Origin of the sequence: Cryobacterium psychrotolerans, assembly GCF_900101115.1 — a bacterium.
GTDB classification, from domain to species: Bacteria; Actinomycetota; Actinomycetes; order Actinomycetales; family Microbacteriaceae; genus Cryobacterium; species Cryobacterium psychrotolerans.
The window spans coordinates 120,067-145,437 of sequence record NZ_FNFU01000005.1 but is presented as its reverse complement, the minus strand read 5'-3'; the positions used below and the strand labels follow the sequence as shown (position 1 = coordinate 145,437).

Annotated in this window: 23 protein-coding genes; 16 read left to right on the top strand and 7 right to left on the bottom strand. The window is 62.9% G+C overall.

What is annotated here, in order from left to right:
- Positions 1 to 72 precede the first annotated feature (72 nt).
- Both BLQ39_RS16250 and BLQ39_RS06510 read right to left on the bottom strand, forming a co-directional pair.
- Positions 73 to 468: a GNAT family N-acetyltransferase gene (locus BLQ39_RS16250; RefSeq protein WP_092322660.1), complete on the bottom strand. Its 396-nt coding sequence runs from the start codon at positions 466 to 468 to the stop codon at positions 73 to 75.
- Positions 469 to 672: a hypothetical protein gene (locus BLQ39_RS06510; protein WP_092322658.1), complete on the bottom strand. Its 204-nt coding sequence runs from the start codon at positions 670 to 672 to the stop codon at positions 469 to 471.
- A gap of 356 nt (positions 673 to 1,028) precedes the next feature.
- On the opposite strand from BLQ39_RS06510, the gene BLQ39_RS06505 reads away from it, so the two are divergent.
- Entirely contained in the window at positions 1,029 to 1,535 is a 507-nt protein-coding gene (locus BLQ39_RS06505) for a GNAT family N-acetyltransferase (protein WP_092322657.1), read from the top strand.
- 27 nt (positions 1,536 to 1,562) lie between these two features.
- Here the strand turns inward: BLQ39_RS06505 and BLQ39_RS06500 are convergent, their stop codons facing one another.
- Complete coding sequence (locus tag BLQ39_RS06500; protein WP_092322656.1) at positions 1,563 to 2,411, bottom strand: LysM peptidoglycan-binding domain-containing protein; 849 nt, start codon at positions 2,409 to 2,411, stop codon at positions 1,563 to 1,565.
- A gap of 193 nt (positions 2,412 to 2,604) precedes the next feature.
- Between BLQ39_RS06500 and mraY the strand changes: the two genes are divergently transcribed.
- From mraY to BLQ39_RS06480, 4 genes are all read left to right on the top strand, one after another.
- The gene (mraY, locus tag BLQ39_RS06495; RefSeq protein ID WP_422386372.1) at positions 2,605 to 3,741 is read left to right on the top strand and encodes a phospho-N-acetylmuramoyl-pentapeptide-transferase; all 1,137 of its coding nucleotides are present in this window, start codon (positions 2,605 to 2,607) and stop codon (positions 3,739 to 3,741) included.
- 207 nt (positions 3,742 to 3,948) lie between these two features.
- On the top strand, positions 3,949 to 5,172 hold the full coding sequence (gene istA / locus BLQ39_RS06490; protein ID WP_092322654.1) for an IS21 family transposase: 1,224 nt from the start codon (positions 3,949 to 3,951) through the stop codon (positions 5,170 to 5,172).
- Positions 5,172 to 5,954, top strand: coding sequence for an IS21-like element helper ATPase IstB (gene istB, locus BLQ39_RS06485; protein ID WP_092322652.1), 783 nt, complete (start codon positions 5,172 to 5,174; stop codon positions 5,952 to 5,954). Before istA ends, istB begins: the two co-directional genes overlap by 1 nt.
- Entirely contained in the window at positions 5,955 to 6,356 is a 402-nt protein-coding gene (locus BLQ39_RS06480) for a hypothetical protein (RefSeq protein ID WP_092322651.1), read from the top strand.
- A 92-nt stretch (positions 6,357 to 6,448) separates the two neighbouring features.
- Here BLQ39_RS06480 and BLQ39_RS06475 read toward each other — a convergent pair whose 3' ends face one another.
- Together BLQ39_RS06475 and BLQ39_RS06470 are read right to left on the bottom strand one after the other, a co-directional pair.
- Positions 6,449 to 7,906, bottom strand: a complete 1,458-nt coding sequence (locus tag BLQ39_RS06475; protein WP_167738558.1) for an Abi family protein — start codon at positions 7,904 to 7,906, stop codon at positions 6,449 to 6,451.
- 409 nt (positions 7,907 to 8,315) lie between these two features.
- Complete coding sequence (locus BLQ39_RS06470) at positions 8,316 to 8,897, bottom strand: recombinase family protein (protein ID WP_092322648.1); 582 nt, start codon at positions 8,895 to 8,897, stop codon at positions 8,316 to 8,318.
- A 307-nt stretch (positions 8,898 to 9,204) separates the two neighbouring features.
- Between BLQ39_RS06470 and BLQ39_RS06465 the strand changes: the two genes are divergently transcribed.
- From BLQ39_RS06465 to BLQ39_RS06435, 7 genes are all read left to right on the top strand, one after another.
- A complete protein-coding gene (locus BLQ39_RS06465) occupies positions 9,205 to 10,473 on the top strand; it encodes an N-6 DNA methylase (RefSeq protein WP_092322646.1) in 1,269 nt (422 codons plus the stop codon).
- A 2-nt stretch (positions 10,474 to 10,475) separates the two neighbouring features.
- Positions 10,476 to 11,654, top strand: coding sequence for a hypothetical protein (locus BLQ39_RS06460; RefSeq protein WP_092322644.1), 1,179 nt, complete (start codon positions 10,476 to 10,478; stop codon positions 11,652 to 11,654).
- Positions 11,645 to 12,553, top strand: a complete 909-nt coding sequence (locus tag BLQ39_RS06455) for a hypothetical protein (RefSeq protein WP_092322643.1) — start codon at positions 11,645 to 11,647, stop codon at positions 12,551 to 12,553. The genes BLQ39_RS06460 and BLQ39_RS06455 overlap by 10 nt, the downstream gene beginning before the upstream one ends.
- 200 nt (positions 12,554 to 12,753) lie before the next feature.
- Positions 12,754 to 14,286, top strand: coding sequence for a type I restriction-modification system subunit M (locus tag BLQ39_RS06450; RefSeq protein ID WP_092322641.1), 1,533 nt, complete (start codon positions 12,754 to 12,756; stop codon positions 14,284 to 14,286).
- Positions 14,279 to 15,478: a restriction endonuclease subunit S gene (locus BLQ39_RS06445; protein ID WP_092322640.1), complete on the top strand. Its 1,200-nt coding sequence runs from the start codon at positions 14,279 to 14,281 to the stop codon at positions 15,476 to 15,478. Before BLQ39_RS06450 ends, BLQ39_RS06445 begins: the two co-directional genes overlap by 8 nt.
- Complete coding sequence (locus BLQ39_RS06440) at positions 15,475 to 18,450, top strand: type I restriction endonuclease subunit R (RefSeq protein ID WP_092322638.1); 2,976 nt, start codon at positions 15,475 to 15,477, stop codon at positions 18,448 to 18,450. Before BLQ39_RS06445 ends, BLQ39_RS06440 begins: the two co-directional genes overlap by 4 nt.
- Positions 18,451 to 18,491: 41 nt before the next feature.
- The gene (locus BLQ39_RS06435; RefSeq protein ID WP_092322635.1) at positions 18,492 to 18,704 is read left to right on the top strand and encodes a hypothetical protein; all 213 of its coding nucleotides are present in this window, start codon (positions 18,492 to 18,494) and stop codon (positions 18,702 to 18,704) included.
- A 151-nt stretch (positions 18,705 to 18,855) separates the two neighbouring features.
- On the opposite strand, the gene BLQ39_RS06430 is transcribed toward BLQ39_RS06435, so the two are convergent.
- Positions 18,856 to 19,245 carry a heavy metal-responsive transcriptional regulator gene (locus BLQ39_RS06430; protein ID WP_092322634.1) on the bottom strand — a complete coding sequence of 130 codons (390 nt, stop codon included), beginning with the start codon at positions 19,243 to 19,245 and terminating at the stop codon, positions 18,856 to 18,858.
- Between the two features lie 144 nt (positions 19,246 to 19,389).
- Between BLQ39_RS06430 and merA the strand changes: the two genes are divergently transcribed.
- The 4 genes from merA to BLQ39_RS06405 all read left to right on the top strand — a co-directional run bounded on the left by merA (position 19,390) and on the right by BLQ39_RS06405 (position 23,782).
- Positions 19,390 to 20,832 carry a mercury(II) reductase gene (gene merA / locus BLQ39_RS06425; RefSeq protein WP_092322632.1) on the top strand — a complete coding sequence of 481 codons (1,443 nt, stop codon included), beginning with the start codon at positions 19,390 to 19,392 and terminating at the stop codon, positions 20,830 to 20,832.
- 32 nt (positions 20,833 to 20,864) lie between these two features.
- Positions 20,865 to 21,527, top strand: coding sequence for an organomercurial lyase MerB (gene merB, locus BLQ39_RS06420; RefSeq protein WP_092322631.1), 663 nt, complete (start codon positions 20,865 to 20,867; stop codon positions 21,525 to 21,527).
- A 105-nt stretch (positions 21,528 to 21,632) separates the two neighbouring features.
- Positions 21,633 to 22,982: a dihydrolipoyl dehydrogenase family protein gene (locus BLQ39_RS06415; RefSeq protein WP_092322629.1), complete on the top strand. Its 1,350-nt coding sequence runs from the start codon at positions 21,633 to 21,635 to the stop codon at positions 22,980 to 22,982.
- Between the two features lie 488 nt (positions 22,983 to 23,470).
- Positions 23,471 to 23,782 carry a helix-turn-helix domain-containing protein gene (locus tag BLQ39_RS06405; RefSeq protein ID WP_092322626.1) on the top strand — a complete coding sequence of 104 codons (312 nt, stop codon included), beginning with the start codon at positions 23,471 to 23,473 and terminating at the stop codon, positions 23,780 to 23,782.
- Positions 23,783 to 23,869: 87 nt separating this feature from the next.
- Here BLQ39_RS06405 and BLQ39_RS06400 read toward each other — a convergent pair whose 3' ends face one another.
- A complete protein-coding gene (locus tag BLQ39_RS06400; RefSeq protein ID WP_241986958.1) occupies positions 23,870 to 25,312 on the bottom strand; it encodes a Na+/H+ antiporter NhaC family protein in 1,443 nt (480 codons plus the stop codon).
- Positions 25,313 to 25,371 lie beyond the last annotated feature (59 nt).

The following is a 25,371-nucleotide window of genomic DNA, read 5'->3' as shown; positions in this document are numbered from 1 at the left end:
CCTTCTGAGCTGTAGCGCGTAGATGGCCGCTCACAGTGTCTCGCTGACCTGACGTGTCAAATAACCATGACGTCAGCTAGTAAGCCAACTGATCTGTTCATCGGCTAGCGCCCGATCCGAGTACAGCGTCATTATTGCCGCTGGGTTGGGATCGTGGCTATCCGGCCCCTGCCACATTCTCTGCAACCCGGCTCGCTCAACCGCGCGGTGAGAACGGATGTTTCCTCGCGCCACGACAGCAGTGATGGGCAGGTGGGGACGCACCGCTAGCGCCTGAGCGATTCCCGACGCAGCGGCCTCCTGGGCGTAGCCGTGCCCCCAGGCTGAGGGTCGCAAGCTGAACGATAAGTTCCACGCAGTTTCAGAGAGCAAGTTGCACCCTCCAACACCGATGAATTCACCCGGACCCAGGTCATGCAGGGTTCGCAATACCCACAGTCCGTGCCCGTCACGCGCCCAATTCGCAATCTAGCGCTCCAGGGCGCTCTCGGTATATGCGATCGAGGGGTGAGCAATCAGCGGATCAGCTTCCGCAAGCCGCGGGTCCGAATACATCTGGAACAACTCATCGAGGTCGTTGACAGTCGGCCTGAGCAACGCCAAACGAGGAGTTCTGGTGGTCGGGGTCAAGCCGTCCGTCTCGGCCTTCGCCGCAAGCGCCTCATCAGTCACTCGCTCAGTATTACAGCCAAGCCCTGCAGGACAAGGCAATAACGGCGCCGGCAGAGGATGGGGGCACCGGACGCGGCGAGAGCAGCGACTCACTGATCACGCCAGCAGTGCCGTTGATGACTCTGTGGCATCGTCTCGATGGCCGATGCCTCAACACAGCATTCACGTGCGCCTGGGACGATCCCGTTAGGTGTTCCCAAGCGAGACCCCAGCGGCTCTTCTGCGACCTGATGACCTGGGAGCGAATCTGTATCCGTGAGGGTCCCGCATGCGGGCAGCATCGGGAGCTCAGCAGGTCGGCGTCCATCGCGCGTGTTGGGAGATTTCCAACGTTGATCGGTGGTTAGCCTGTCCCTATGGCTGGCGCTGTGAGGAAAGCATCACTGGGGGACGTGGACGAGATCGGTCATGTCCATTACGAGGCGCATGTCCAAACCTATTCAGGCGTATTTCCCGAAGGTGTTATCGAGAGCTTCCCCGCCAGCGAGCGGGCCAAGATGTGGACCCGGTTCCTGACAGCGAACTTCGGCGAATTGTGGGTAGCGGAGCTTGAAGGGCATATCGTCGGTTTCGCCTCGACGGGTCCTCCGCGCGAAGGCCTGCCGGTTAGGGATCTTGAGCTTGGCAGCCTTTACCTGCTCGCCGCGCACCACGGGTCAGGGCTTGGCCAGGAGCTCCTCGATGTCGCCCTTGGCGGTCGAGGGGCCTCACTCTGGGTCTTGGACGACAATCCTCGAGCACACGCTTTCTATGCCCGGAATGGGTTCTCGCCAGACGGAACCGACAAAATTGACGAGCACTTCGGCAATGTTCGGGAAATCAGAATGGTTCGCGGAAGGCCCCTAATCGCCACTGTCCCCTGAGCGGCGGTTCATGCCCTGGAGCGGCGGTCAGGCCCAGGGCGGCGGGACCGAGCCGCCGCCGCGCAGCGCCACCCGGAGGTTCAGATCGTCGCCGGCCTGGAGCTGGCGGCTCGTGAGCGGGTTGAGGAACCCGAGGTCGTCGAACGTGATGCCGAAGCGGTCGGCGATGTCGTTGAGCGTGTCGCCGGCGACCGCGCGGTAGGAGAGCGGGGCACCATCGGCGGTGGCGGTGGCGGTGGCGGTGGCGGTGGCGGTGGCGGTGGCGGTGGCGCCTCCGGCGCCGAAGCGGGCGCCGGTATCGACGGCGAGCAGCCCGGGCCGGGTGTCCGGCACGTCCCAGGTTATCGTGCCGACCGCCCGGGGAGTGAGCACGCAGCCGTCAGGATCGGTCGTGCTCAGGGCGTTCGCGGTGATGACGGCGGTCAGAAAATAACTGGGGTCGCCCCGGGAGGAGTCCCTGTTGCCCAGGCTCAGCCCGGGCTGATCGGCGTCCGTGGAGAGGTTGCCGAACGAGAAGCTGTACATGTCGGCCAGGCAGGTCGTGGTCTCCGACCAGGGACTGAAGAACAGTTGCACGTCTCCGGGAACGTCCGAGCGGAAGTCCTTCAGTGCGACGTCGAACCCGCCGCCTCCCGCCGTGACCACGACGGTTCCGGAGACGGTGTTGTCCCTTGAGACCGACGTGAGCTCGGCCGTGCCGATGACACCGTCGGGGATGACGACGTTGGCCGCGCGGTCGGACGGGGCTGGCGGGACGGGCGCAGCACTGTGGGCATCGGTGTCGACCGGTGGAGTCTCGGTTGTCGGGGGCGAGCAGGCCACCAGTCCCAGCACCAGAGCGATGCTCCCCAGAACGGATGTCGCCAGTCGTGGCATCAGGTCCCCTCCCCGCCGAGCCCAGTATGGCAGTCGACCGACGAAGTGTCTCCACCGACGTCGCTACCGGACGCACCGATCGCCATGAACCGTCCCGGTAGCGGTTCCGCTTTCGGGCACCCTCGCAACGGCCAGGCGCCGTCCGCCCCCTAACCGTGGATCACGCAAGCCGCTTCGGCCCCGCCTGACCGGCATGTGGGCGGCCCCCTGCCAGACTGGCGCGGTGGGGACTTTACTAACGGCCGGCGGTCTTGCCCTTGCCTTCTCGCTTTTTCTGACACCGCTGTTTGTCCGTTTGTTCAAGCGGCTCGAACTCGGCCAGTTCGTCCGCGATGACGGTCCCAAGTTGCATCACACCAAGCGTGGAACGCCCTCAATGGGCGGCATTGTCATCCTCCTTGCGACGCTGTTCGGATTCTTCGTCTCGGCGATCGTCAACGGCGGCGAGGGCATCTCGGCATCCTCACTGCTCGTACTTTTCATGTTCATAGGCATGGCTGGCGTTGGTTTCGTCGACGACTTCCTCAAAGTGCATCACCAACGCAGCCTCGGGCTCGGCGGGTGGGCCAAGATCGCAGGACAGACGGTGGTCGCGTCCGCCTTCGGTCTGCTCGCCCTTCAAGTCCCGACCACGGGTGGTCACGCTCCGGCATCGATGGCCATCTCGGCCTTCCGCGACATTCCCGCGCTCGACCTCGCTCGAATCGCGACCGCCGTACCCGCGGTCGGGGTCATCGCCTACCTGATCTGGATCAACTTCCTTGCAACGGCCACAACCAACGGGGTGAACCTTGCGGACGGCCTCGATGGGCTCGCGACCGGGGCATCCATCCTCGCGGTCGGCTCGTATATGCTCATCGGTTTCTGGCAGTTCAACCAGTCCTGCTTCAGCCCCACCATCAACCCGGACGATTTGGACAAGTGCTATACAACGAACGATCCGTTATCGCTTGCGATCGTCGCTGCGGCGATCTGCGGTGCTCTCATCGGGTTCCTGTGGTGGAACACCAGTCCAGCCAAGATCATCATGGGCGACACCGGCTCGCTGGGTCTCGGCGGGGCACTGTGCGCCCTTGCCATTGAGACCCACACCGAACTGCTCCTCATTCTGATCGGGGGCCTGTTCGTCATCGAAGCCGGCTCGGTCATCATCCAGCGCGCGTACTTCAAAGCCACGCACGGCAAGCGCATCTTTCCCATGACCCCGATCCACCACAGCTTCGAGTTGATGGGATGGGGCGAGGTAACCATCGTCGTGCGGTTCTGGATTATTGCCGGTGTGCTCATTGCGGTTGGGGTAGGCACGTTCTACTTCGAGTGGTTGAGCTAGCTGCAGTCTTCTCGCGCCCTCTGGGCGCACAGGAACGATGCGGAGGAGCCCGCTGGTCGTTCCACGGCGAGCTAGTGCTTGCGCGCGAGAAGGAAGGCCTGAGGCGTCCTCTCTGATTCGTCCGGCGCGCGGAGGATGTCAGCGCTCTTCGAAAAGTAGACCAGTAACGCTCTTTGAAAAGTAGACCACCCCACCACGATTGGATGGGTGATCACAGTGCAGGATTGGGCAGAGATTCGGCACCTTCACGTCAGTGAGGGCATGTCGGTGAGGGCGATTGCGAAGCAGCTGGGGCTGTCGCGGGTGACCGTGACCCGCGCGGTTCAGGCGGCAGGGCCGCCGCAGTATCGCCGAGATCCGAGTCCGTCGGTTTTCGACGAATTCGAAGACGACGTGCGCCGGCTGCTGAAAGCGACACCGTCGATGCCCGCGTCTGTGGTCGCCGAACGCGTGGGCTGGACCGGTTCGTCGTCCTGGTTCCGGAAGAAGGTCGCGCAACTGAAGCCGGAGTTCGCGCCGAAAGACCCCGCGGACCGGATCACCTACCGGGCCGGCGATCAGGCGCAATGCGACTTGTGGTTCCCGCCGGTGGATATTCCCCTCGGCGATGGCCGCGTCGGCTCCCCGCCGGTCCTGGTGATCGTGGCGTCGTTCTCCCGGTTGATCAGCGGGGTGATGCTGCCGTCCCGGACCACACCGGATCTGCTGGCCGGCATGTGGTCGCTGCTCTCGGGCCAGCTCGAGGCGGTCCCGCACCGGCTGATCTGGGACAACGAAGCCGGCATCGGCCGGCGCAACAAGCTGGCGGAGGGAGTGCCTGCTTTCTGCGGGGCGTTAGCGACGAAGATCGTGCAGTTGAAACCCTTCGACCCGGAATCGAAAGGGATCGTCGAGCGGGCCAACCAGTTCCTGGAAACCTCGTTCCTGCCCGGCCGCACGTTCACCTCCGTCGCGGACTTCAATGAGCAACTGGCGCAGTGGCTGCCGACGGCCAACAGCCGGACGGTTCGCTCGCTGCGCGCCCGGCCGATCGACCGGGTCGCCGAGGACCGGGCCGGAATGCTGGCCGTCCCACCGCCACCACCGGTCGGGTTCACCACCCGGATCCGGCTGCCGCGGGACTACTACGTTCGTGTCTTCGGCAACGACTACTCGGTCGACCCCTCGGCGATTGGCCGGATGGTCGACGTTCACGCGAACCTGACCCAGGTCACCGTCCGGATCAACGGACAGGTCATCGCCGTCCACGAACGGGCGATGGGTTCGGCAGTAACGATCACCGACCCGGAGCACGTGAGCGCGGCGAAATCACTGCGGGTCCGCTTCCAAACGCCGACCCCGGAGAAAGCTGCCGAGTCGTTGGAACGGGACCTGGCCGATTACGACGCGGCGTTCGGCGTCAGCTTTGAGCAGGGCGAGGAGGTCGCCTGATGAGCGCCGACACGATCAAGCAGATCGAGTTCCTCTCCCGCGCCCTGAAAGCACCCCGCATCCGCGACGCCGCTTCCCGCCTCGCGGACCAAGCCCGAGACGCGGGCTGGTCCCACGAGGAATACCTCGCCGCGGTCCTCGACCGCGAAGTCGCCGCCCGCGATGCTTCCGGTGCCCAGCTGCGCATCCGCGCCGCCGGGTTCCCCTCCCGCAAAACCCTCGATGACTTCATTTTCGACCACCAACCCGCGTTGAAACGGGACCAGATCATCCACCTCGGCGGCGGCCTCTTCCTCGAGCAGGCCCGCAACATCGTCCTGCTCGGACCTCCCGGAACCGGGAAAACACACCTCGCGATCGGCCTGGGCATCAAAGCCGCCCACGCCGGCCACCGGGTCCTGTTCGGCACCGCAGTCGAATGGGTCGCCCGGCTCCAGGACGCCCACCACCGCGGCCGGCTGGCAGAAGAGATCGTGCGCCTGCGCCGTTACGGGCTGATCATCGTCGACGAGGTCGGCTACATCCCGTTCGAGCAAGACGCCGCGAACCTGTTCTTCCAACTCGTCTCATCCCGCTACGAACACGCCTCGCTAATCCTGACCAGCAACCTGCCGTTCGCCCGCTGGGGAGACGTCTTCGGCGACCAGGTCGTGGCCGCGGCCATGATCGACCGCATCGTTCACCACGCTGACGTCATCTCGCTCAAGGGCGCCAGCTACCGACTCAAGGACAGCGGAATCACCACTTTGCCTTCCGCCAGACCCGAGAACACCGCAGAATAAATGAACCACGGTGGCCTACTTTTCGAAGAGCGCCAACGGCCTACTTTTCAACGAGCGTCGACAGAGGAGCTGGTTCTGCAGGGCCAGTCCGGCGTTGTTCAACATGACGACTATGCCATCGGGCGGCAACCGGAAAGCGTCGAGAGCGATGTCGTGGCCGTAGGCGTGGGTCATGTGCCGAGGCTCGTCACCGGCCTGGAAGGCAAGCAGCAGGTGTCCGCCTCGGGGCAAGCACGCGTGCGAACTCGGCAAACACTAATCATCGACAAGGAGGAAGCCCAGTCGATGCTTGACCGCAGCTCCGTCGCTGTCGCCAAAACGGTGACGGCGTATCCCGTGTCCCGAATGGTCAACAATCTCCGCACGCTGAACCGCGACGATCCTGCGGCCGCGAAGGGGTAGCGCGGGACTGCAGCGCGCAGGTGTTATCTGCTCTCGTAGGCTGTCGCCAAATTTGCGGAATGGATGCGGGGTTTGGCGAGCACCATCGAGAACTATTCGTCAGCTCGAGGCGTGAGGAGCGTGTCTAGAATTTGTCTCGTCAGAATCCCGGCTTGCAGCGCTCCATGGGGGCTAGTCGTTTCGTCCTGAATCTGGATGGGCGAGATCCACCAGCTGAGAGCAATCCATCTGTTTTCTTCAGTGGCGTCACCGCCAGTCAGAAGCCTACGGTTTGCGAGAACGACAATTTCATGTAGGTCACCAGTTTCCTCGTTGAACTGAAAAGAAGGATATCGGTGCGCCGCTGTGCCTGGGACAGACAGCGCCGCACCATTCTTCCGGTAGAAGTTCAGTTGAGACCGTCGTTCGCCTCCGGTTGGCTTATCGAAAAGTCGCGCTGAAGCATCACCGGTGTAGAGAAGCTCGACGTTGCGAAGTAGCCGGGCCTGATGGCCCCGATCAGAATCTCGTGCATACTCCTCCGCCCATATCTGTTGATTTTCCCATCCTTGAGGGAAACCCATCATGCGAAGACGCTCTGGTCTACCGGCAGCGAACTCTAGAACAAGCTTCAGTAGCCTGTCCCGTAACTCATTTGAGAAATCAATACGTGCCGAGAGGTACGCGATCAGAGTTAGCGTTCCATAAAGGCGACTTGCAGCTCTCGAAACCGGAAGAGCCTCCGTTGGCTTTGGCTCGGAGGCCAGAAGATGCTTCAATTCCTCCACGGAGTCAGGCACCGCTAGTGGCGCGGTGTGGTTCCGGTTCCACAATCTTGCGTGGTGCGCACAGTAATTTCGCGTTTGCCGCAAATGCTCGATCCAGTTGGAGAAGCTTGCCGAATCCCCGTTCCCATCGTCCCTAAACAGGTCAAACTCCACGGAGATCTGCTCGCGATCCTGTGGGACCATGCCGCCGAAGAGGCGGTTCAGCGTTTCAAACGTCATCGTCTCAGTCGCAGCCCACACAGGAAGAGGTTGGCCATAATTGGAGTAGATGTGGGCAACGAATGCCTCATTCGAAATTGACTCAACTCGTAGTTGCTTTGCCACCCATCCGTCGTGATCGCTGGTGCGCCAAGAGCACGATTCCGAACAGTTGGGGTTCGTGCAGTTGCGACTTTTCTCTTCACGCCAAATCGGGTCGAGTTCACTCGCCTCGGTATGCGCAAAGGGGCCACGCTTTCCGAGCCTGTGACCCACCCAAAACCGCAGGGACACCTCGATACGCGCAATCGCCTGGAGCATCTCGACGCGTAGCCGCTCGTCAAAGTGGTAGATCTCAAGAACGTCATCGAGCGTAGTTCCAGGTGCAAACGCAGAGGGCCTTGGACCCTCATGAGCTTCGGGCATCAACCTGAATGGGTACCAGTACCCGGAGAGCCGGTAGTAGCCAATGGCCTGAAGCTTCCGAATGCCTGCCTCGTTGTCGGACACACTCATGCCGCGCTCCAGCAAGCGATCCAGTTGCTCCTCCAACGTGAGGAACGGCTTATCGTAGGTGCTCGCCATATACATCAGCATACAAAGAGAACTGGCCGCCTCCCCTTATCGGGAATGACGACCAGTCGTGATGGATCAAGACTAGAACACTTCGGCGTCGCTGTCCAGCACAGTCGCTACCTCGCGGTGAACAGCCCCGGGTCTCGTGTGAGGGCGGCGTCGAGGTTGTCGGCCGATCCTGGATATGGCCCGAACGGCCCAGCGAGGATCACGCGCGACTGGACCCCTCGACTTGCCGTGCATTCTGTTCTGGTCACAGTGCGCAGCACTATCGGTCATCCTCGAACGGGTTCACGATGGTGTGCGCTCCGTGTTCGGGGCAAGCGAACGCAATCCTGCTGCCCTGCTCCGACTCGAGCGACTCGGAGGGCAATCGGCGCCGCAAGCAGGACAAGTTCTGTACTGCGCGTCGGCGGGCTCAAACACCGGCGTATTTCCCAGAGCCAGTCAGCGCCGCATAGAGCGTTTGCCGCGACACCCCGAGGTCTCGGGCCACCTTCGTCTTAGGCACGTCGGCAGAGACTCGCTGGCGTGCCTCCTCGATCTGCTCCGCAGTGAGCTTCGGTGCCCGGTCGTAGACACCCTTCCGCTTCGCGATGGCGATTCCCTCTGCTTGGCGCTCGCGGATCGTCTTGCGTTCGAGCTGCGCGATCGCGGCGAGCACTGTTAACATGAACTCGCCCTGGGGGGTGTCGGTGTTCAGCGCCGGGTTGTCGACGAACTCCAGGGCGACGCCCTTCGACTTGAGCTTCTCGACCAAGGCGAGCAGATCTGTCGTCGAGCGGGCGAGCCGGTCGGGGGACTGCACGAGCACCTTGTCGCCCTCGCGGACGTAGGCGAGCATCTCCTGGAGCTGAGCGCGGTCGTCGGCGCTCTTGCCCGAGACCTTCTCCGAGAAGAGTCGATCGACGGCGCCGAGCGCTTTGAGCTGCCGCGCTTCGTTCTGGTCGGCGGCACTGACCCGCACGTAGCCGACAACCTGACCCTTGTGTTCGCTCATGCCTAGACCTTCCGTCAACTGTGTCTAATTCTATCGCGGCGGCACCCTGATGGACAAGGTTTGAGCTGTCTGTCTCTATGTACGCCCGGGTACACCCTGCTGGACGCCTGCCAGCCGCGGACACGTAACGCTGCCGCAGCGTCTCGATCGGCAACCGTCTTGCAGGCGCGAGTCTCAAGGGGCGTGTCGGGCGCAACACTGATGCCGAAGCGGCGGCCCCCAGGAGGTGCCTTCGGTGGCAATGTTCCTCAAAGCGACTGAAGCATGATAGGTTGCTCAGTTGCCCAGAACCGTGGAGGTGAATCAGATGGAAATGCAAGCACAGCGAATGCTCGAGGATGCGGGATACGCGTTTGTCCAGGTGGAGCCGTGGCTCCCTGAGCTACGCAACCACCGCCCCGACCTTCTGGGCTGGGCTGCGAACGCGGATGGTGAGCTCGTCCCTTGGGTGATTGTCGAGGTCAAGCAGGGTTCAAACAAGCCGCCCCAGCTCGCCCTCCCTCAACTGGCTCGATATCGTGACCTCCTCGGGACGGTCGATCACTACGTGGTCATCGACGATGAATGGTTCCGTGCGGACGACGGGTTTCGTTCGGTAATGCGCGTTGATGCGCCACAATCTCCGCGCTTCGGTGCCGCAGGTCTGTTGGCGGATGCCGGACTCGTGACGTCCGTACTCACGTCCGCGCTGTGGAACGGGGTGGACCCTCGCCGGGGTTCCGACGGTTCCATCATCGACAAGGCGGCCGAACTAGTCCGTTCGGCGACCGAGCACGGTGTCGAGCTCGCGCCGGGTGAGTACGCCCAAGTCGCGCCTCAGGCAATGTTCCACGCCGGGCGCCGCCTTGTCGCCGCAGCGATTGAACGGAGCCGCTGGGAACCGATCTACACGCCCAACCCTGTGCTCGTAAGTGCAATGGCCGCCTTCGCTCGGCAGAAGCTTGCGGGCACCGTCGTGGATCCGTTTGCCGGCCTCGGCACGCTTCTCTGGGCGGTCGCCGAGGAGGCCGTGCAGCAAGGCGCTCACGTCATGCTTCGCGGCCGAGAGTGTGTCCCGAGCTTGCTCAAGGCTGCTGAGGCTATCGCCCTCTCGAGTCCCGTGCCCGTTAGATTCGAAATGGGCGGAAATCTGTTAGCGCCGGCGGCGGCGGACGTAATCGTGAGCCTGCCGCCCTTGGGGATGCGACTCCAGTCCGAAGGAGGCCCAGCCGAGCTCCTGAATGGAGAGCGCGCGAGAGATGGCGACGTCGCCATTGTCGACGCCATTCTTCGCGGCCTCAACCCGGGCGGCCGGGCGGTCGTGCTCGTACCGAGTAGCTTCACCTTCCGTGCCAGGGGAGAGGCCTACCGGCGCTTCCTCGCGGAGAACTATCGGGTCGCTGCACTCATTGGACTAGAGGGCGCCCTGCAGCCATACACAAGCATCTCTACCGTACTCATGGTCATCGATCATGCTCCGGCGAGCGGCACGTTTGTCGCCCAACTAGCAGCAGACTGGGAAGCCCAGCTCGCTCCTGGCGGCGCCGCCCTGGAAGCAGCCTTGGCGCACATTGAAGCGCCCTCGGCAGGGAGCTGACGGTGTTCAGCCCGACCATCGTTGATCTTCAAGGCGAGCCCGACTGGGCAATCTCCCGGCTGACGGCCGAGGCATTCGTGTGGCCCGTTGACTATCCGTTGGTGTCGCTTGGCGAGGTGGCGTCGGTGATCTACCCGAAGACGACGCCGACCGAAGGTGCACTCGTCGTAATCCCCGGAGGGTTGGACCCGCGAACGGGTGGCGTGCGGCGTCGTACGGACAGGTACCTTGGCAATGTTTTTCAGGTTGGGCTCGCCGAGCACGGCCTCCGATCGGGGGACTTGCTCGTCCCGCCATCGCCGTCCCTGCCAGTTGTCTTCGTCACCGAGGCCATGCAGGGTTCGCTCGTTTCGGGCTCGTTCACCGCACTACGCTTGGGCGCCGACATGGCCTGGGTGTGGGGTGTTCTCAACTCCCCAGACGGCAAACGGCTACGGGCAATGGGAACCACCGCGCAAGCCGGGCTCCGTGGTAAGCGGGTGTCGCTTCTCGAGCTCCAGATCCCATGGGCCCCGCCCGAGAAGAAGCGAGTAATTGAGCAAGTACTCCAAGACATCATCGCGCAGATCATCGGTGATGAAGAAGAGTCGCCGACATCGTGGTGGCGGGTCACTGATCTTCGTAACTCCGAATGGCGTTTCGCCTTAGCAACCTCGCGTCCAGTGCTCCTCGACAACGGGTTCCCCCTCGCCGACCTAGTCGCGGAATACCGGCGCGGACGATCCGACACCGCTCATGCCTTGAGTTCGGAGCCAAGCCCAGGCGATCTTCCGGTCGCAGATGCTGGGTGGCTTCGGAGCGGCAAGATTCGCCGCTGGTGTCCGCCCGAAAGTAGCCGTGCTGCGCTCCTTACAGAGGAGTCGGACGTCGTGATGGCCGCCTACGGGAGCTCGGCACACGCGGTCGTCGCGCCGCCAGGATTCGTTGTCGATTCCAGTGTCTACGCCTTGTCTCTCTTTGAAAGACGACTCGCCCCAGGTCTTGCTCGCTACCTGAATAGCCGGACGGGCCGAGGGATGCGTGCGCTTCGTCTGACGGGCACCACCATGCAGCGGCTCAGTCTTCGTGACGTCCGTGAGCTGAGCGTCACCGAGCGTGTCTACGACCCGGTCGACGTTGACGCCGTCCACGCCATTCGACCACCGCTGGAGGATCGGTTGGAGCGAGTGCTGTGGACCTGACCTGCTCGCTGTCGCCGCTCGTCTATGCCGAGCTTTACTCCCTCCTACAGGACAAGAAGCCATGGGCGGACACCATAGAGGACCGTTTGGTCGAGGGCGGCTTGGACTTGCTGTGGCTTGATGAGGCGTCCGATCTCTATCGGATGCACTGGCTATCCGTTTCTGAGTATCAACCGATGATGTGCATCACAGACGAGCACGCACACCTTGCGAGTTGGATTCTCGCGGCATTAATGCGGAAAGAGCCGAGCAGCGACTTCAGCAATGAGCTACGTGAGCGCATTCGAGCCCGTTATTGGTCTGATCGGGGTGTGGAGATCGGGGTTCTCCCTGAGCCGCTGGCCGTTACCGTCGTTGCCTGGACACTCGGTAAGGTCGTCGGGGATTACGACATCGAGCTTCCAGTTGTTCCGGCGGTGTTGCCAGCCGATGTCGATATCGCCAAGGCATACATTGGCCTCGTCGAGCATATCGCGGCGCTACCGAGACCGACCCCTTGGCCGGAGATGCTCGGGTCTGCGACGCATTGGCGCGGCGCGGGCATTGCTGAGTCGTTACGGCCGTTCGAGCCACCCAATCTGGCCACATCCATCGGCACGTTGGTGCACCAGGCACGCCCCCACCTCACACAGCGGCGGTTCGAGGATATTTCGCGCCACTGGACACGGGAGGACTTTGTTGCTCGGCGAAACGCGCTGACGCACGTCCGTTCCACGGGGGGTGTCTCCTTCGCTGATGCTTCCAAGCAGGCGTCCGATCATCAGGCGATCCGCCCGACGGTCGCGGGTGTGACGCAGTTCGTCTGCCAGCAGGTAGCCGCCGAGCTTGCCGATCCCGCCAACCGCCCGCCGTGGGGTACAAAATGGACCTCTCTGCAAAGCGAGATCACGGTTTGGTAGTACAGCGTGGAGCAAGCCGTGCATGGCACTCAGGTCTGAGTTCGCTCGTCGAGGAGTCAATCGATGCCGGCGCGAAACCTCTCCCTGTCGTGTGTGGCGTGGTAGGGGCGGCATCGAGCGGCACTGTTCGACGCCCGATACGGTAGGACCGTGCGTGTGAGTTGACCCGCTCGCCTGCATGCACGCAACAAGGAGACCCGATGACAATTGCGCCTACCCACCTTGACCACCTCACTCAGCGTGAACTCGAACAGGCGCTGTGGGCCGCCGCGAACGCGTTACGTGGGCCTGTCGACCCTGGTGATTTCAAGGCGTACGTGTTTCCGGTGCTTTTCTACAAGTGGATCAGCGACGTCTACGACTACCACCACGAGCAGGCCCTGGATGACCTCGGCGACGACTGGTCCCAGGAGCTCGAGGACGAGGATTACCAGACGTTCACTATCCCGGACGGCTCCCACTGGGATGACACCTACGAGATCACGAAGAACACTGGCGCGGCGCTCAACAAGGCGCTGGTCGCGATCCAGGAGGCCAACCCCGGCAAACTCGCAGGGGTCTTCGGTGACGTGAACTGGGCGAACACCGAACGCATCCCCGAGAATGCCCTCCGATCCCTTCTGAAGGTGTTCCATAACCCGAAGATCACCCTCGACCCCGCCCACGTCTCGGGTGACATGCTCGGGTCCGCGTACGAGTACCTCCTGCGGGAGTTCGCTGAGGCCTCCGGCAAGAAGGCTGGTGAGTTCTTCACACCCCGTCACGTCGTTCACCTGTTAGTCAAGATTCTTGACCCGCAGCCCGGCCACTCAGTCTGTGACCCCGCGTGCGGGTCGGCAGGAATGCTCGTGGAAACCGTCGAGGCAGTGAAGGAGGCTGGTGGCAACCCGCGGTCCCTTTTCCTGTATGGGCAAGAGCAGAACCTCACTACTGCGGGGATCGCACGCATGAACCTGTACTTGCATGGGCTGGAAGACTTCGAGATTAAGCGCGGCGACACTTTTCGTGAGCCCAAGCTCCTCGACCAGGCTGGCAAGCTGCGCAAGTTTGACGTTGTCATCGCCAACCCGCCTTTCAGTCTCGACAGTTGGCCGTCAGACAAGTGGGCGAAGGACCCGTACAAGCGTGCGCTCGGCGGTATCGTCCCGCCAGCGAAGAATGGCGACTGGGCCTGGATTCAGCACATGCTCTCCGTCATGAAGGACGGCACGGGACGCGTTGGGGTCATCATGCCCCACGGCGTCCTATTCCGCGGCGGCCGCGAAGCAGAGATGCGTCAGTGGGTCGTGGAGAAGAATAAGCTCGAAGCCGTCATCGGGCTCCCCAACAACCTTTTCTACTCCACCAGCATCCCCGTCTGTCTCCTCATCTTCCGGGCCAGCAAGCCTGAAGAGCGGGACGGCAAGGTGCTGTTCATCGACGCCCGCGCCAAGTTCATTCCTGGCAAGAATCAGAACACTCTCAGCGACAAGGACGTCAAAGCGATCGACGCCGCATACAAGCGCGGCGTGGACATCGACGGTGAGGGAGGACTCAACCTCCGCCTTGTCGACCACGCCGAGATCCAAGAGAACGGGTACGACCTCAACATCGGCCGGTACATCCAAACCGAGACGAGGGCCGAGGCTGATGTCGACGCGGCACTCGCGGCACTCCGCGAAGCGCAAGAAGCGATGGACGTCGCGCGAGCCGCCCTCGACCTTCGTCTCAAGGAAGCGGGTTTCGATGCGTGAGGGCTGGCGGCAGGTGACGTTGGGAGAGTTGTTCGAACCCAGCAAAACTCGCCTAGGCGAGCATGCTACTGAGCCTCCAGTGTTCTCGATCTCCAAGCACAACGGCGTGATGCCTGCAGAGGAGTTCTTCGGCAAAAGGGTCGCGTCAGCCAACCTCGCCAACTACAAGACGCTTTCCGCTGGTGCGTGGGTGTACTCGACCATCCACATCGACGAAGGCTCAATTGCCCGCAACAACACGGGCGTCGATGGCGTCGTGAGTCCGATGTACACGGTCATGAACTGGTCATCTCGGCAAGATGATCCGCGATACCTCGAGCATCTTTTACGTTCCAAAGAGATGCTCACGGTATACGCCGACAGTGCCCAAGGCTCTATCAACCGCCGGCGGAGCCTGTCGTGGAAAGCCTTCAGTACAATCACCATTGTTCTCCCTCCACTCGAGGAGCAGAAGCGCATCGTGGACCTCGCTACGGCCATTGACGACGCGGTCGATGCGGCTGAGGCGGAGGCATTGGCCGATGCATCGCTGCTGGACCGCCTGCGAATGGCGCGACTGGACGGTCAGAAGAAACCTCTGGGCAACTTGCTGACGGCGATTGAGTCAGGCGTGTCTGTCGCAACGGCTGGCAACGAGGACAGTGGGCCGCGACTGCTTCGCATCTCTGCTGTCCGTCACGGGCGATTCGACGTCAGTGAGCACAAACGGGCTGGCAACGTGTCACTCCCGGAACGCGCGCGAGTTCACAATGGAGATATCTTGATGACGCGGTCGAACACCCCTGACCGGGTGGGTTTCGTCGCAATCGCTGGCGGCGTGGACGACGACTATTACATGCCCGATCTGGTCTGGCGCCTTGTCCCCGATGCCGCCGAGATCGATTCAGCATTCCTCGTCGAGGTGCTCTCTTCTGATTACGGCCGAGAGGAGATCAGGGCCCGCGCCTCGGGAACGAGCGCCTCGATGCAGAAGATCAGCAAGGCACGCATCTCGAGCATCATGATTCCCGTACCTAGACTTGAAGCCCAAGGGGCGTACGTTGCTCCGCTGCGTTCAACTCAGGAGAGCGCTGACGCCGCGCGGTCCACTGTTGTTGCACTCCGCAACCTGCGCTCGAATCTGCTGACCGTGCTTCTGTCGGGGGGGCATGAAATACCGGCATCGTATGACTACCTTTTGGAGGCGGTATGAGCGGATATACGGAGAAGGGCACGGTGCAAGCCGCGCTCGTGCAACTGCTGGTGGGTGCCGGCTGGACGTACGTAGCAGGGAAAGACCTGCCGCGGACAACTCAGCAGGTGTTCATCGAGGCCGACCTGCGGGATACGATTGAGCGGCTGAACCCTGCGCTGGTGGGTCGCACGGATGCGGTGCTCGCGAAGGTCCGGCAGGTGGCGTTGTCGGCGGCGTCCGAGGGGCTCATGGGCGCCAACGAACAGTTCACTAAACTGCTCCGCGGTGGCGGGACTGTCCTCATGCCGGACACCAACCATGACGAGCCGTTCCAGCTGCTGGACTTTGAACACCCCGAGCGGAATGCGCTGCTCGTCTCCGACGAGGTGTCCTACCTGGGTGCCCGGTTTGACGTAGTCCTGTGGGTGAACGGCATCCCCGTCATCGTCGGCGAGACGAAAACGCCCGTGTCCGTCGTGAAGTCGTGGAAGGACGGGGCGAAGGATATCTACACGGCGTACGAGGAGCATCAGCCTGCGTTCTTCACCCCGAACCTGCTGTCGTTTGCCACCGAGGGCAAGGACTTCCGGTACGCCGGTGTCCGTACCCCGCTCGACCACTGGGAACGGTGGGGTAGCAGTGCCGTTCCTGCCACCATCGAAGGCTGGGACCGGGTGAAGATGTCGGTCACAGGGCTCCTGTCTCCTACGGTGGTGCTGAACCTCATCGAGCACTACGCGATGTACGACCTGCAGTCGGATGATGGTGCCGTCCGGACGATCAAGCTGCTGCCGCGGTACTTCCAGTACGAGTCGGTGGAGAAGATCGTCGCCCGCGCGACCAGTGAGCCGCGCAGCCGTGGACTGATCTACCACACGCAGGGGTCCGGGAAGACACTCACAATGTCGTGGGTGGCCACGCGCCTCTACTTTGACCCGCGAATGCACAACCCGACGATCGTCGCCGTCGCCGACCGCACCCAGCTGGTCACGCAGACCTTCAGTCAATTCGCATCCGCCGGCGTCCCAGCCCCCGTGAAAGCGGCGAGCACCGCCGCGCTTCAGTCCGCGCTGCGTGGTGATGAGCGGGGGATCATTGCAACGACTGTGCACAAGTTCAAGGACGCCGGGCTCCTGTCTGCGCGGGAGAACATCGTCGTGCTCGTCGACGAGGCGCACCGCACCCAGGAGGGCGCGCTCGGCGCCGACATGCGCTCGGCGCTCCCGAACGCGCACCGCTTCGGGTTCACCGGCACGCCAGTGGCGGACCTCGACCGGAACACGTACCAGCTGTTCGGTGACGAGCGCGACTCCGGATGGGCGCTCGACACGTACGACTCAGACCGGTCCATCGCGGACGGCACCACGGTCCCCATGCGGGTGATTCCGCGTCCGGTGCGGTTCGATGTCGCCAAGGCCGAACTGGACGCCGCGTTCGACACTCTCGCCGAGGAGGAGGAACTCACCGACGCACAGAAAGAGTCTTTCTCGCGCCGCGTTGCAAACGCACGCGCGATCTTCCACAACCCGGAGCGGATCACGGCCGTCGCCTTCGACGTCGTTGACCACTTCTATAAGGCGATCGAACCGCACGGCATGAAGGCTCAAGTGGTTGTTGCCGATCAGGAACTCTGCGTCCTCTACGACGAGGCTCTGCGGGGCGCGCTGACCGCCGCGGGACGAGACGATCAATCGGCGGTGGTGATCTCCGCGACCGGTAAGGCGGAGCTCGATGCGTTCAAGATGAGCGAGGGCGAGGAGGAGGTGCTGCTGGACCGGTTCCGTGACGCGACCGACCCGCTGAAGTTCCTCATTGTCACCGCGAAGCTCGGCACCGGGTTCAACGCCCCCATCGAGGGGGTGCTGTACCTTGATAAGCCGTTGAAGCTTCACACCCTCTTCCAGACGATCACCCGTACGAACCGTCCCTGGCGGAACCCGCAGACCGGCTTCACGAAGCGCTACGGCACCATCGTCGACTATGTCGGTCTCGGCGGAGCGTTCGCCCGAGCAATTGCCCCCAGCGACCCGGAACACGCGCAACGGCAGATCGACACGGACGGACTACTGGCCGGCTTGGACGCGGCACTGAAAGAGATGCGGCGCCGATTTGTCGGCATCACCCGGGACGGCACGATGGGCTCGCTGCAGGCGGCCCTTGAACGGCTGCCGGCGAACAGCGAGGACCGTGCCGAGTACCGGGCCGAGTTCCTGTACGCGCAGGGCCTGTGGGAGACGCTCGCCCCCGATGAACGCCTATCTGGCTGGGAGGACGACTACACCTGGTACGCGCAGGTGTACGCTGCGATCCCAACCGGCGGGGACGAGGACGACATCCTGTGGGAGCGGCTGGGCCCGAAGACCCGTGAGCTGGTCCACCAACACATGCGGAACGTGCGCGTGGATGACCGGAACATCGCCGTGGTGATTGCGGACGCGGAGACGATCCGGAAGATGACGGAGGCCGGGCAGCTGCCACCGGTCCCGAAGGACTATGTGGGAAAGTCAGCGCAGGAGATCGTCGACAGCCTCACTGCCCGCATCCGCAGGAAGCTGGAGGGTGGCGGTCACCACGCAGTCGTCTACGGGTCAATAGCGGAACGTCTCGACCAACTGCGCCAGCGGGTCATCGCTACCGCGGAAGACTCGGTCGTGTGGCTGACGAGACTGTTCGAAGTCGCCAACGACCTAAAGACCGCCGAGGAAGCCGACGGGGACGGAGTTCTCGCCGACCTGCCGGACCCGAACATCGGCATGCTTACCCGCATCTTCGAGGAGAACACGCCGGAGGGCATGACGGTCATGGTCGGCCAGATCGTCGCCGAGATCGACACCCTCGTGCGCCATGCGGTGCACGAAAAGTGGACATCGAAAGAGTCGTCGATGAAGGCCGTGAAGCGTGAGCTCAACGCGCTGTTCAAGCGGTACTCGCTGCCGCGGACGGGAGAGCCGATGGACTCGGCGTGGAGGTACATCCTCAAGCACTACTGAATGGGGAGCGATGGAGCAGCTGGATTCTGTCGGAGTCGTCGGTGCCGGCGCACCACGAGGACAGCCCGCGCGAGATCAGCCGGCTGCAAGTCTCCGGCCTCGATCTCGCACACGAAAGAGATCGCTTCCGGCGTCCCGGCGCCGTGGCCCCGCACATCGAGATCAACACGGACGTGACCATGAGCACCGGCAAGACGGCCGCACAGGTGTTCTGTACTCGCTCCAGCGCTGCTCACCGCCCTGCCTATCGCTGAAGCGACCCGGCCAATCGTCGAGGACCTCGACAGCCCGAGCAAACAGCGACACACTGCGTGGCGGATCTTTCTGCTGACCATCGCGCAGGCCGACAACCCTGACGGGTTGTTTCCGCGCCGCGGCATGTCTAGCCGATGAGCTGAAAACGTTTCAGAGGTAGCTGCAGATTCGTTCGGAGTCGCACGCGGCAGGATCGGCGGCGGCGGCGGTGTCATGGAATCGGGCGACGGTGGATCTGAGAGCGACCAGCTCGGCGATCTGCCAGTCCAGATCCGTCAGTTGCCTGGCCAGAAGGTCCCGCACATGCGTACAGGGAGCCTGGCCGGCGTCACGGATGCGCAGGATGTCACTGATCTGGGCCAGGGTCAGCCCCGCGCCACGACTCCGGCGGATGAAATCTAGCCGCGTGACTGTTTCGTCCCCATAGGATCGGTACCCATTGGCCGCCCGCTGAGCGGCGGGTAGCAGTCCCCGGTCCTCGTAAAATCTCAGGGTTTTGGTTGTCATGCCAACGGCCGCGGCCGCTTCACCAATGCGCACTATGTACCTCTCCTCCGAACGGCGGGAATTTTCACACTTGACCTTCCAGTGTAGGGGAAGGTGCAGACTAGGCCCAGCACCAAAAAATCATGCACGTTCTTGTCCAAGACAGGTTCGTGTGTCCACAGCATTTCCGGAGGATTCATGTCTGAAGCAACAGTGTTTGATTTTGACTTGGCGGTCATCGGTTCCGGCGGGGGCGCGTTCGCTGCCGCCATCCGAGCGACGAACTTGGGTAAGCGGGTCGTGATGATTGAGCGCGGAACCGTCGGCGGGACCTGCGTGAACACTGGCTGCGTTCCGTCTAAAGCTTTGCTCGCTGCGGCCGAAGCGCGCCACGTCGCACTGGATTCCGGAAGGTTCCCGGGGATCTCTACCTCCGCTGACGCAGTCAATATGTCGGAGCTGATTGGTGGCAAACGTTCCCTGGTGGAAACGATGCGGACCGGCAAGTACGTGGACCTGATCGGTGAGTACGGCTGGGAGCTGCGCCAAGGCACTGCCGTGTTCGCCGGGACTGCCAATGAGCCGGTGTTGGAAGTCACCGGTTTCGATGGGTCCGTGGAAACCGTGCGTGCCGCCCACTATTTGGTGGCAACCGGGTCGACCCCGTGGGCGCCTCCGATCGAGGGTCTGGAGGAGGTGGGCTACCTGACGTCCACGACGGCCATGGAACTTGACGAGGTGCCCGAGTCGCTGCTGGTCCTGGGCGGTGGATACGTCGCGTTGGAACAGGCGCAGCTTTTCTCACGACTCGGCTCCACGGTGACAATGCTGGTCCGCTCACGGCTGGCTTCGACGGAGGAGCCGGAAGCGTCCCGCACCCTGATGGGCGTCTTCGCGGACGAGGGTATGCGGGTCATCCGCCGGGCCACCGTGTCCGCCGTGCACCTTGACGAGTCCACCGGCGAGGTTGTCGCTGTGGCCACGACGGGAGGCGGGCGGGAAGAGTTCCGTGCCAGCAAACTGCTGGTCGCCACAGGGCGGCGCCCCGTGACGGAGGGCCTGAACCTGGGCGCGGTCGGCGTCAACGTGGGAGAGAAGGGCGAGATTGTGGTCAACACCATGTTGGCCAGCTCGAACCCGCGAATCTGGGGTGCCGGGGACGTGACCGGACACCCGGAGTTCGTGTATGTGGCCGCCTCCCATGGATCCCTTGTGGTGGACAACGCGTTCAACGATGCCGGGAGGGTGGTCGACTACCGTCACCTCCCCCGGGTCACCTTCACCAGCCCCGCGCTGGCCGCGGTAGGTATGACCGACAAGGAAGCCAATGCGGCCGGCATCCGGTGTGAGTGCCGGGTGTTGCCGCTGGGATACGTCCCCCGGGCCCTGGTCAACCGGGATACCCGCGGCTTCATCAAGATCGTCGCCGACGCCGAGACACGGCGGATCGTGGGGATCACTGCCGTCGCCAAAGACGCCGGTGACCTCGCCGCGGCCGGCGGCTACATCCTGGAAGCCGGGATGACCGTCGACCAAGTCGCCACCATGTGGAGCCCGTACCTGACGATGGCCGAAGGCATCAAGATCGCCTGCCAGTCCTATAACACGGACGTCTCCAAGCTCTCCTGCTGCGCCGCCTAACCACCTAAGCCTCACAAAGAGAGGAGCTCATCATGACGAATGAAACCAATCAGGTCACAGAACGACTCACCTCCGGCGATGCAGGACTCGAAACCTGGCTCTGGCTGCCGCTCATGAAGCTGCTGGCCAAGGGAGACGCAGTAGACATTGCCGACTTGGCGGCTGCGTCCGGCCGGCCCGCCGAAGACGTTCACCGTGCTCTGGCAGCCGTGCCCGATACGGAGTACGACGGGTCCGGGCGGATTATCGGGCAGGGCCTGACTCTTCGGTCCACTCCGCACCGCCTCGAGGTCAACGGTGAACAGCTGTACACGTGGTGTGCTCTGGATACCCTGATCCTGCCAGCCGTCCTCGGATCATCCGTGAGAATCGAATCGGCCTACGGGGCAACTGGAATTCCAGTTCGGGTAAGCGTTGACGCCTCCGGGGTGACGAGCGTTGAGCCAGCCACGGCTGTGGTCTCTCTGGTCAATCCGGAAGACATGAGCTCGGTGCGTTCGGCGTTCTGTAACCAGGTCCACTTCTTCGCGTCACCTGAAGAAGCCAAGCCTTGGCTTGACAGCCACCCCGGCGGCTCCGTGATACCTGTCGACGAGGCTTACCGGCTCGGTACCTCCATTGCCGAAACGATGCTCAAGGAGACGACACCGCAGCGGTCCGCCCAACCTGGCAACGGGGTGCACGGCTGCTGCTAAGACCGCAGTGCTGCAACGGCACCGCCACCAATGCGTCCACTGAAGTCTCCGTTAGAGCTCCACAAACTGAACCTGATTTAGACATCTGAGATTAAGGAGAAAATTGTGAGCGAACATTTTGATGTTGCGGTGTTAGGCATGGGGCCTGGCGGGGAGGTGGCCGCAAGCCGGCTGCTCAATGCAGGGAAGAAGGTCGCGGTCATCGAGCGGGAATTGATCGGCGGTGAATGCGCCTACTGGGCCTGCATTCCGTCCAAGACGCTGTTGCGGCCAGCTGAAGCCCGCACGGAAGTCCAACGGGCAGCCGGGGTATCCGGCGCGGAACTGGACTGGTCTGAGGCCAGTGAGTACCGCGATTACATGATCCGGAATCTCGACGACAGCGCACAGGTCGACGGGTATGCCCGCCACGGTGCCGTCGTAATTAAGGGCGAAGCCCGGATCACGGGCCCCGGCCGGATCCAAGTACAGGACCGCGAGCTGACCGCAGAGCACATCATTATCGCGACCGGCTCGGAGGCGGTCATCCCCGATCTCGAAGGTCTCGATCAGATCACCGCTTGGACGAACCGAGAAACATACACGACCAAGACCCTGCCGAAGAGTGCGGTGATCATCGGCGGTAGCGCCGTCGGGACCGAGACCAGCACCTTCCTCTCCCGTTTCGGAGTGAAGGTCACACTCGTCCACCGCGGCGACCGGGTCCTGGAACGCGAAGAGCCCAGGGTCGGGGAGCTGACCTACAAGTATCTGACAGAGTCCGGAATCGATATCCGTCTGGGCGTGACCGCCCACAAGGCACACCGCACCGGCGAACATAGCGTGATTGAACTTAATGACGGCACTGACGTGACGGCCGACGTTGTCATTTTCGCAACCGGACGCACCCCTCGCACCAGAAACCTCGGCTTCGAAAACGCTGGTATCGCTCTGGGCGATCACGGGCAGGTACAGGTGGACGAATACTGTCGTGCGGCCGAGAACGTGTGGGCGATTGGAGATGTCACCGGCATCATGCCCTTCACCCACGTCGCCAAATACCAGGGCCGCATCGCAGCAGACGCCATTCTCGGCGGCACCCGCGAAGCCTTCTACGACGGCATCCCCCGCGTTGTGTTCGCTGACCCGGAAATCGCCGCCGCCGGAATCACCCAGACCCAAGCCAACCAACAGGGGCTACCTACGGCGGCAACGGAAATTGACCTAGCCAACGCCATCACCCGCCCATGGACATATGAACAGGATCCCCGTGGGCACCTTGGTTTGCTGGTGGATACCAAACGCAAGGTACTCATCGGCGCATGGGCAATCGCACCCCAAGCCGGCGAGTGGATCCATCAGGCATCCCTAGCCATCCGCGCGCAAATCCCCATCGACACTCTTCTCGACCAGGTTGCCCAATACCCGACCTACAACGAGGCCTACCAAGCAGCCCTTGAAAAACTGGACATCTAGCCACTATCGCCGGCCAATCCGAAATACTGCCGCCCCCAGGCGCCTGACCGTCGCGCAGCGCTGCACGGTGACGCACGCGAGAGTCGAACTAGGCAAACTGTTCGGGCTAGCCCGCTCAATCATCTGCCGAACCATCAAGCGCGACGGCGACAGCACGGTTTAGAACCGAGCGATTCCGCCATCCAAATGGCGAGTAGCGCTTGATGGTAGCGCTAGTCCAGGCACCTGGTAGCGCAGTTCTGACGAGATGGTAGCGGCCCGGGCGCTGTGCCCGTGCCACCTCCGGTGTTACTCCCAGTAGGTCTCGTGGGCGCGGGCCTGGTCGTTGCGGTGCCGGCGCATGTTGATCTGACCCAGATTGATGACCCGGGCGTTATTGGCGAGGCGGTTCACGATCGAGTCCGCCGCTGGCCGTGGGGAACACGGCGGTCCGGGCGACGGATGGCCGAGGGTCGCCGGCGGCCGGCGGCACCCTACAGTCACGGCTCGTGCGGCGTTTCGAGCGGATGCTCGCCGACCACGCCCAGGACGAGCTCAGCATCATCGACATCGCGAACGCCCTGAACGTGCCCCTGCGCACCCTGCAGAACACCGTGCGGCGTGAGCTCGGCGTGACGCCGTCCGAGCGGCTGCACGAGGTCAGACTGGGTCTCGCCCAGGCTCGGTTGCTGGCCGCCGATCCCGCCGTCGCCAGCGTGAGCGACATCGCGGCGGGCTGCGGTTTCGTGCACCTGGGCCGATTCGCCGGCAGCTACCACGCGGCGTACGGCAAGTACCCGTCGGCCACCCTCCGCCGGTAATGTTCGCGGCCCGTTCCGACACGAAAGCCCGGCGTCCTGAACGTGTGAACGTTCAGGACGCCGGGCTCCATGCATCGTTGTCGCTGGTTAGCCGCGCGTGCTGGCTTCCAGTTCATCGTCGCTGATCCTCGCGGGCAAGGGAGTCTTGCGCTCCTCGCCGTTCGCCCCCTCAAAACGCCGGCCCCATCCGGTCAGAATCGCTACAAGAATGACCAAGGTGAGCACCAGCGGGTAGAACGCTGCCAGGAAGATCGAAGGCGCGGACAGAACGGGCGCGCTGTCATGACCCTGGGTGAGCAGGCTGGCGATCAACAGGAAGGAGCTCACAACCGGAACCACTGATCCGAGGCCGAGGGTGACACAGTCCATGACGTTCGCGCGCCGGTACGGGTGCAGCCCCGCCGCGGCACCGATGCGGTCGGCGACCGGGCCGAACATGATCATCGACGGCCCGTTGACGCCGGCGAAAATTGTCGCCGTCGCGAGCGCTCCGACTCCAATTGCGATCTCAGCCCCCATAGGCGTCTTAGCGAATGCAGACTTTGCGACGGCATCAACGATGAGGTCGAAGATACCGGCCTGCTGCAGAACACCGATGATTCCAAAGATCACGATCCCCAGTCCGATGAGCGGGAGGATGTCAGCGATTCCGGCCACGAGGAATCCTCCGGGCGTGCCGTCCTCGTTCGCGGACATGACATCCGAGAGACTCAGGAGCCCTGTGAGCAGGCCAAGCGCGATACCCGAGATGAGGCCGATTGTTGCCGCCAGGAAGATGTCCCGCTTCCAGAAAGCGACGAAGAGCAGGATGGCGATCGGGATGAGCATGATGAGGCTGAGCGGCGTGCCCGAGACATCCGCCTGCGCGGTTGACCCGCCCTCGTCCGAACGCAGCGACCCGATGACGAGGAACAGGATGGCGCTGATGCCCGCAGCGACCAGGGAGTACTTTGCCCGAGCCCTGACGACTCCGCCGATCTCAGCGGAACCTTCCTTATTGCGATATTTCTGGGTTGACGAAGAAACGATTGTCGAGTCCGAAATCGGGGCAAGGTTGTCGCCGAACAACGCGCCGGACAGGATCGCGCCCGCCAGGAGCAGCGGGTCCGCTCCGAGGATGACGCCGGCCGGGTAGAAGATCGGAAACGCCGTGAACATCGTGCCGATCGAGGTTCCTGTGGACATCGCGATCGCGCACACCACAATGAACGTGACGGCGATGAACCAGCCCCCGGAGACGCCGAGGCTGCTGGCCAGCCAGACGAAGCCGCCGGAGACACCCGTCTGTTTGATCAGGGCCGAGACAAGACTCACGATCAACAGGATCAGGAGGAGCGTGATCGAGGTCCGGGATGAGACGCCCAGGATGACGCTGTCCCAGAATTGGGAGTATCGGCGAGCGAAGAGCCCGGCGATCAGCAGGCCGGCCAGCCCGGACGCCGTGAGGGCGTTCATGTCGAACACCCGGAAGATCACGAAGTAGGCGATGACTCCGACCAGGAAGGTGGCTGGAGCTATGAGAGCCCCCATGATTCCGCCCCTAAATTCAAGCCGTTCAGAACTCTCAATCATTTTTAGGCTCCTTTGCC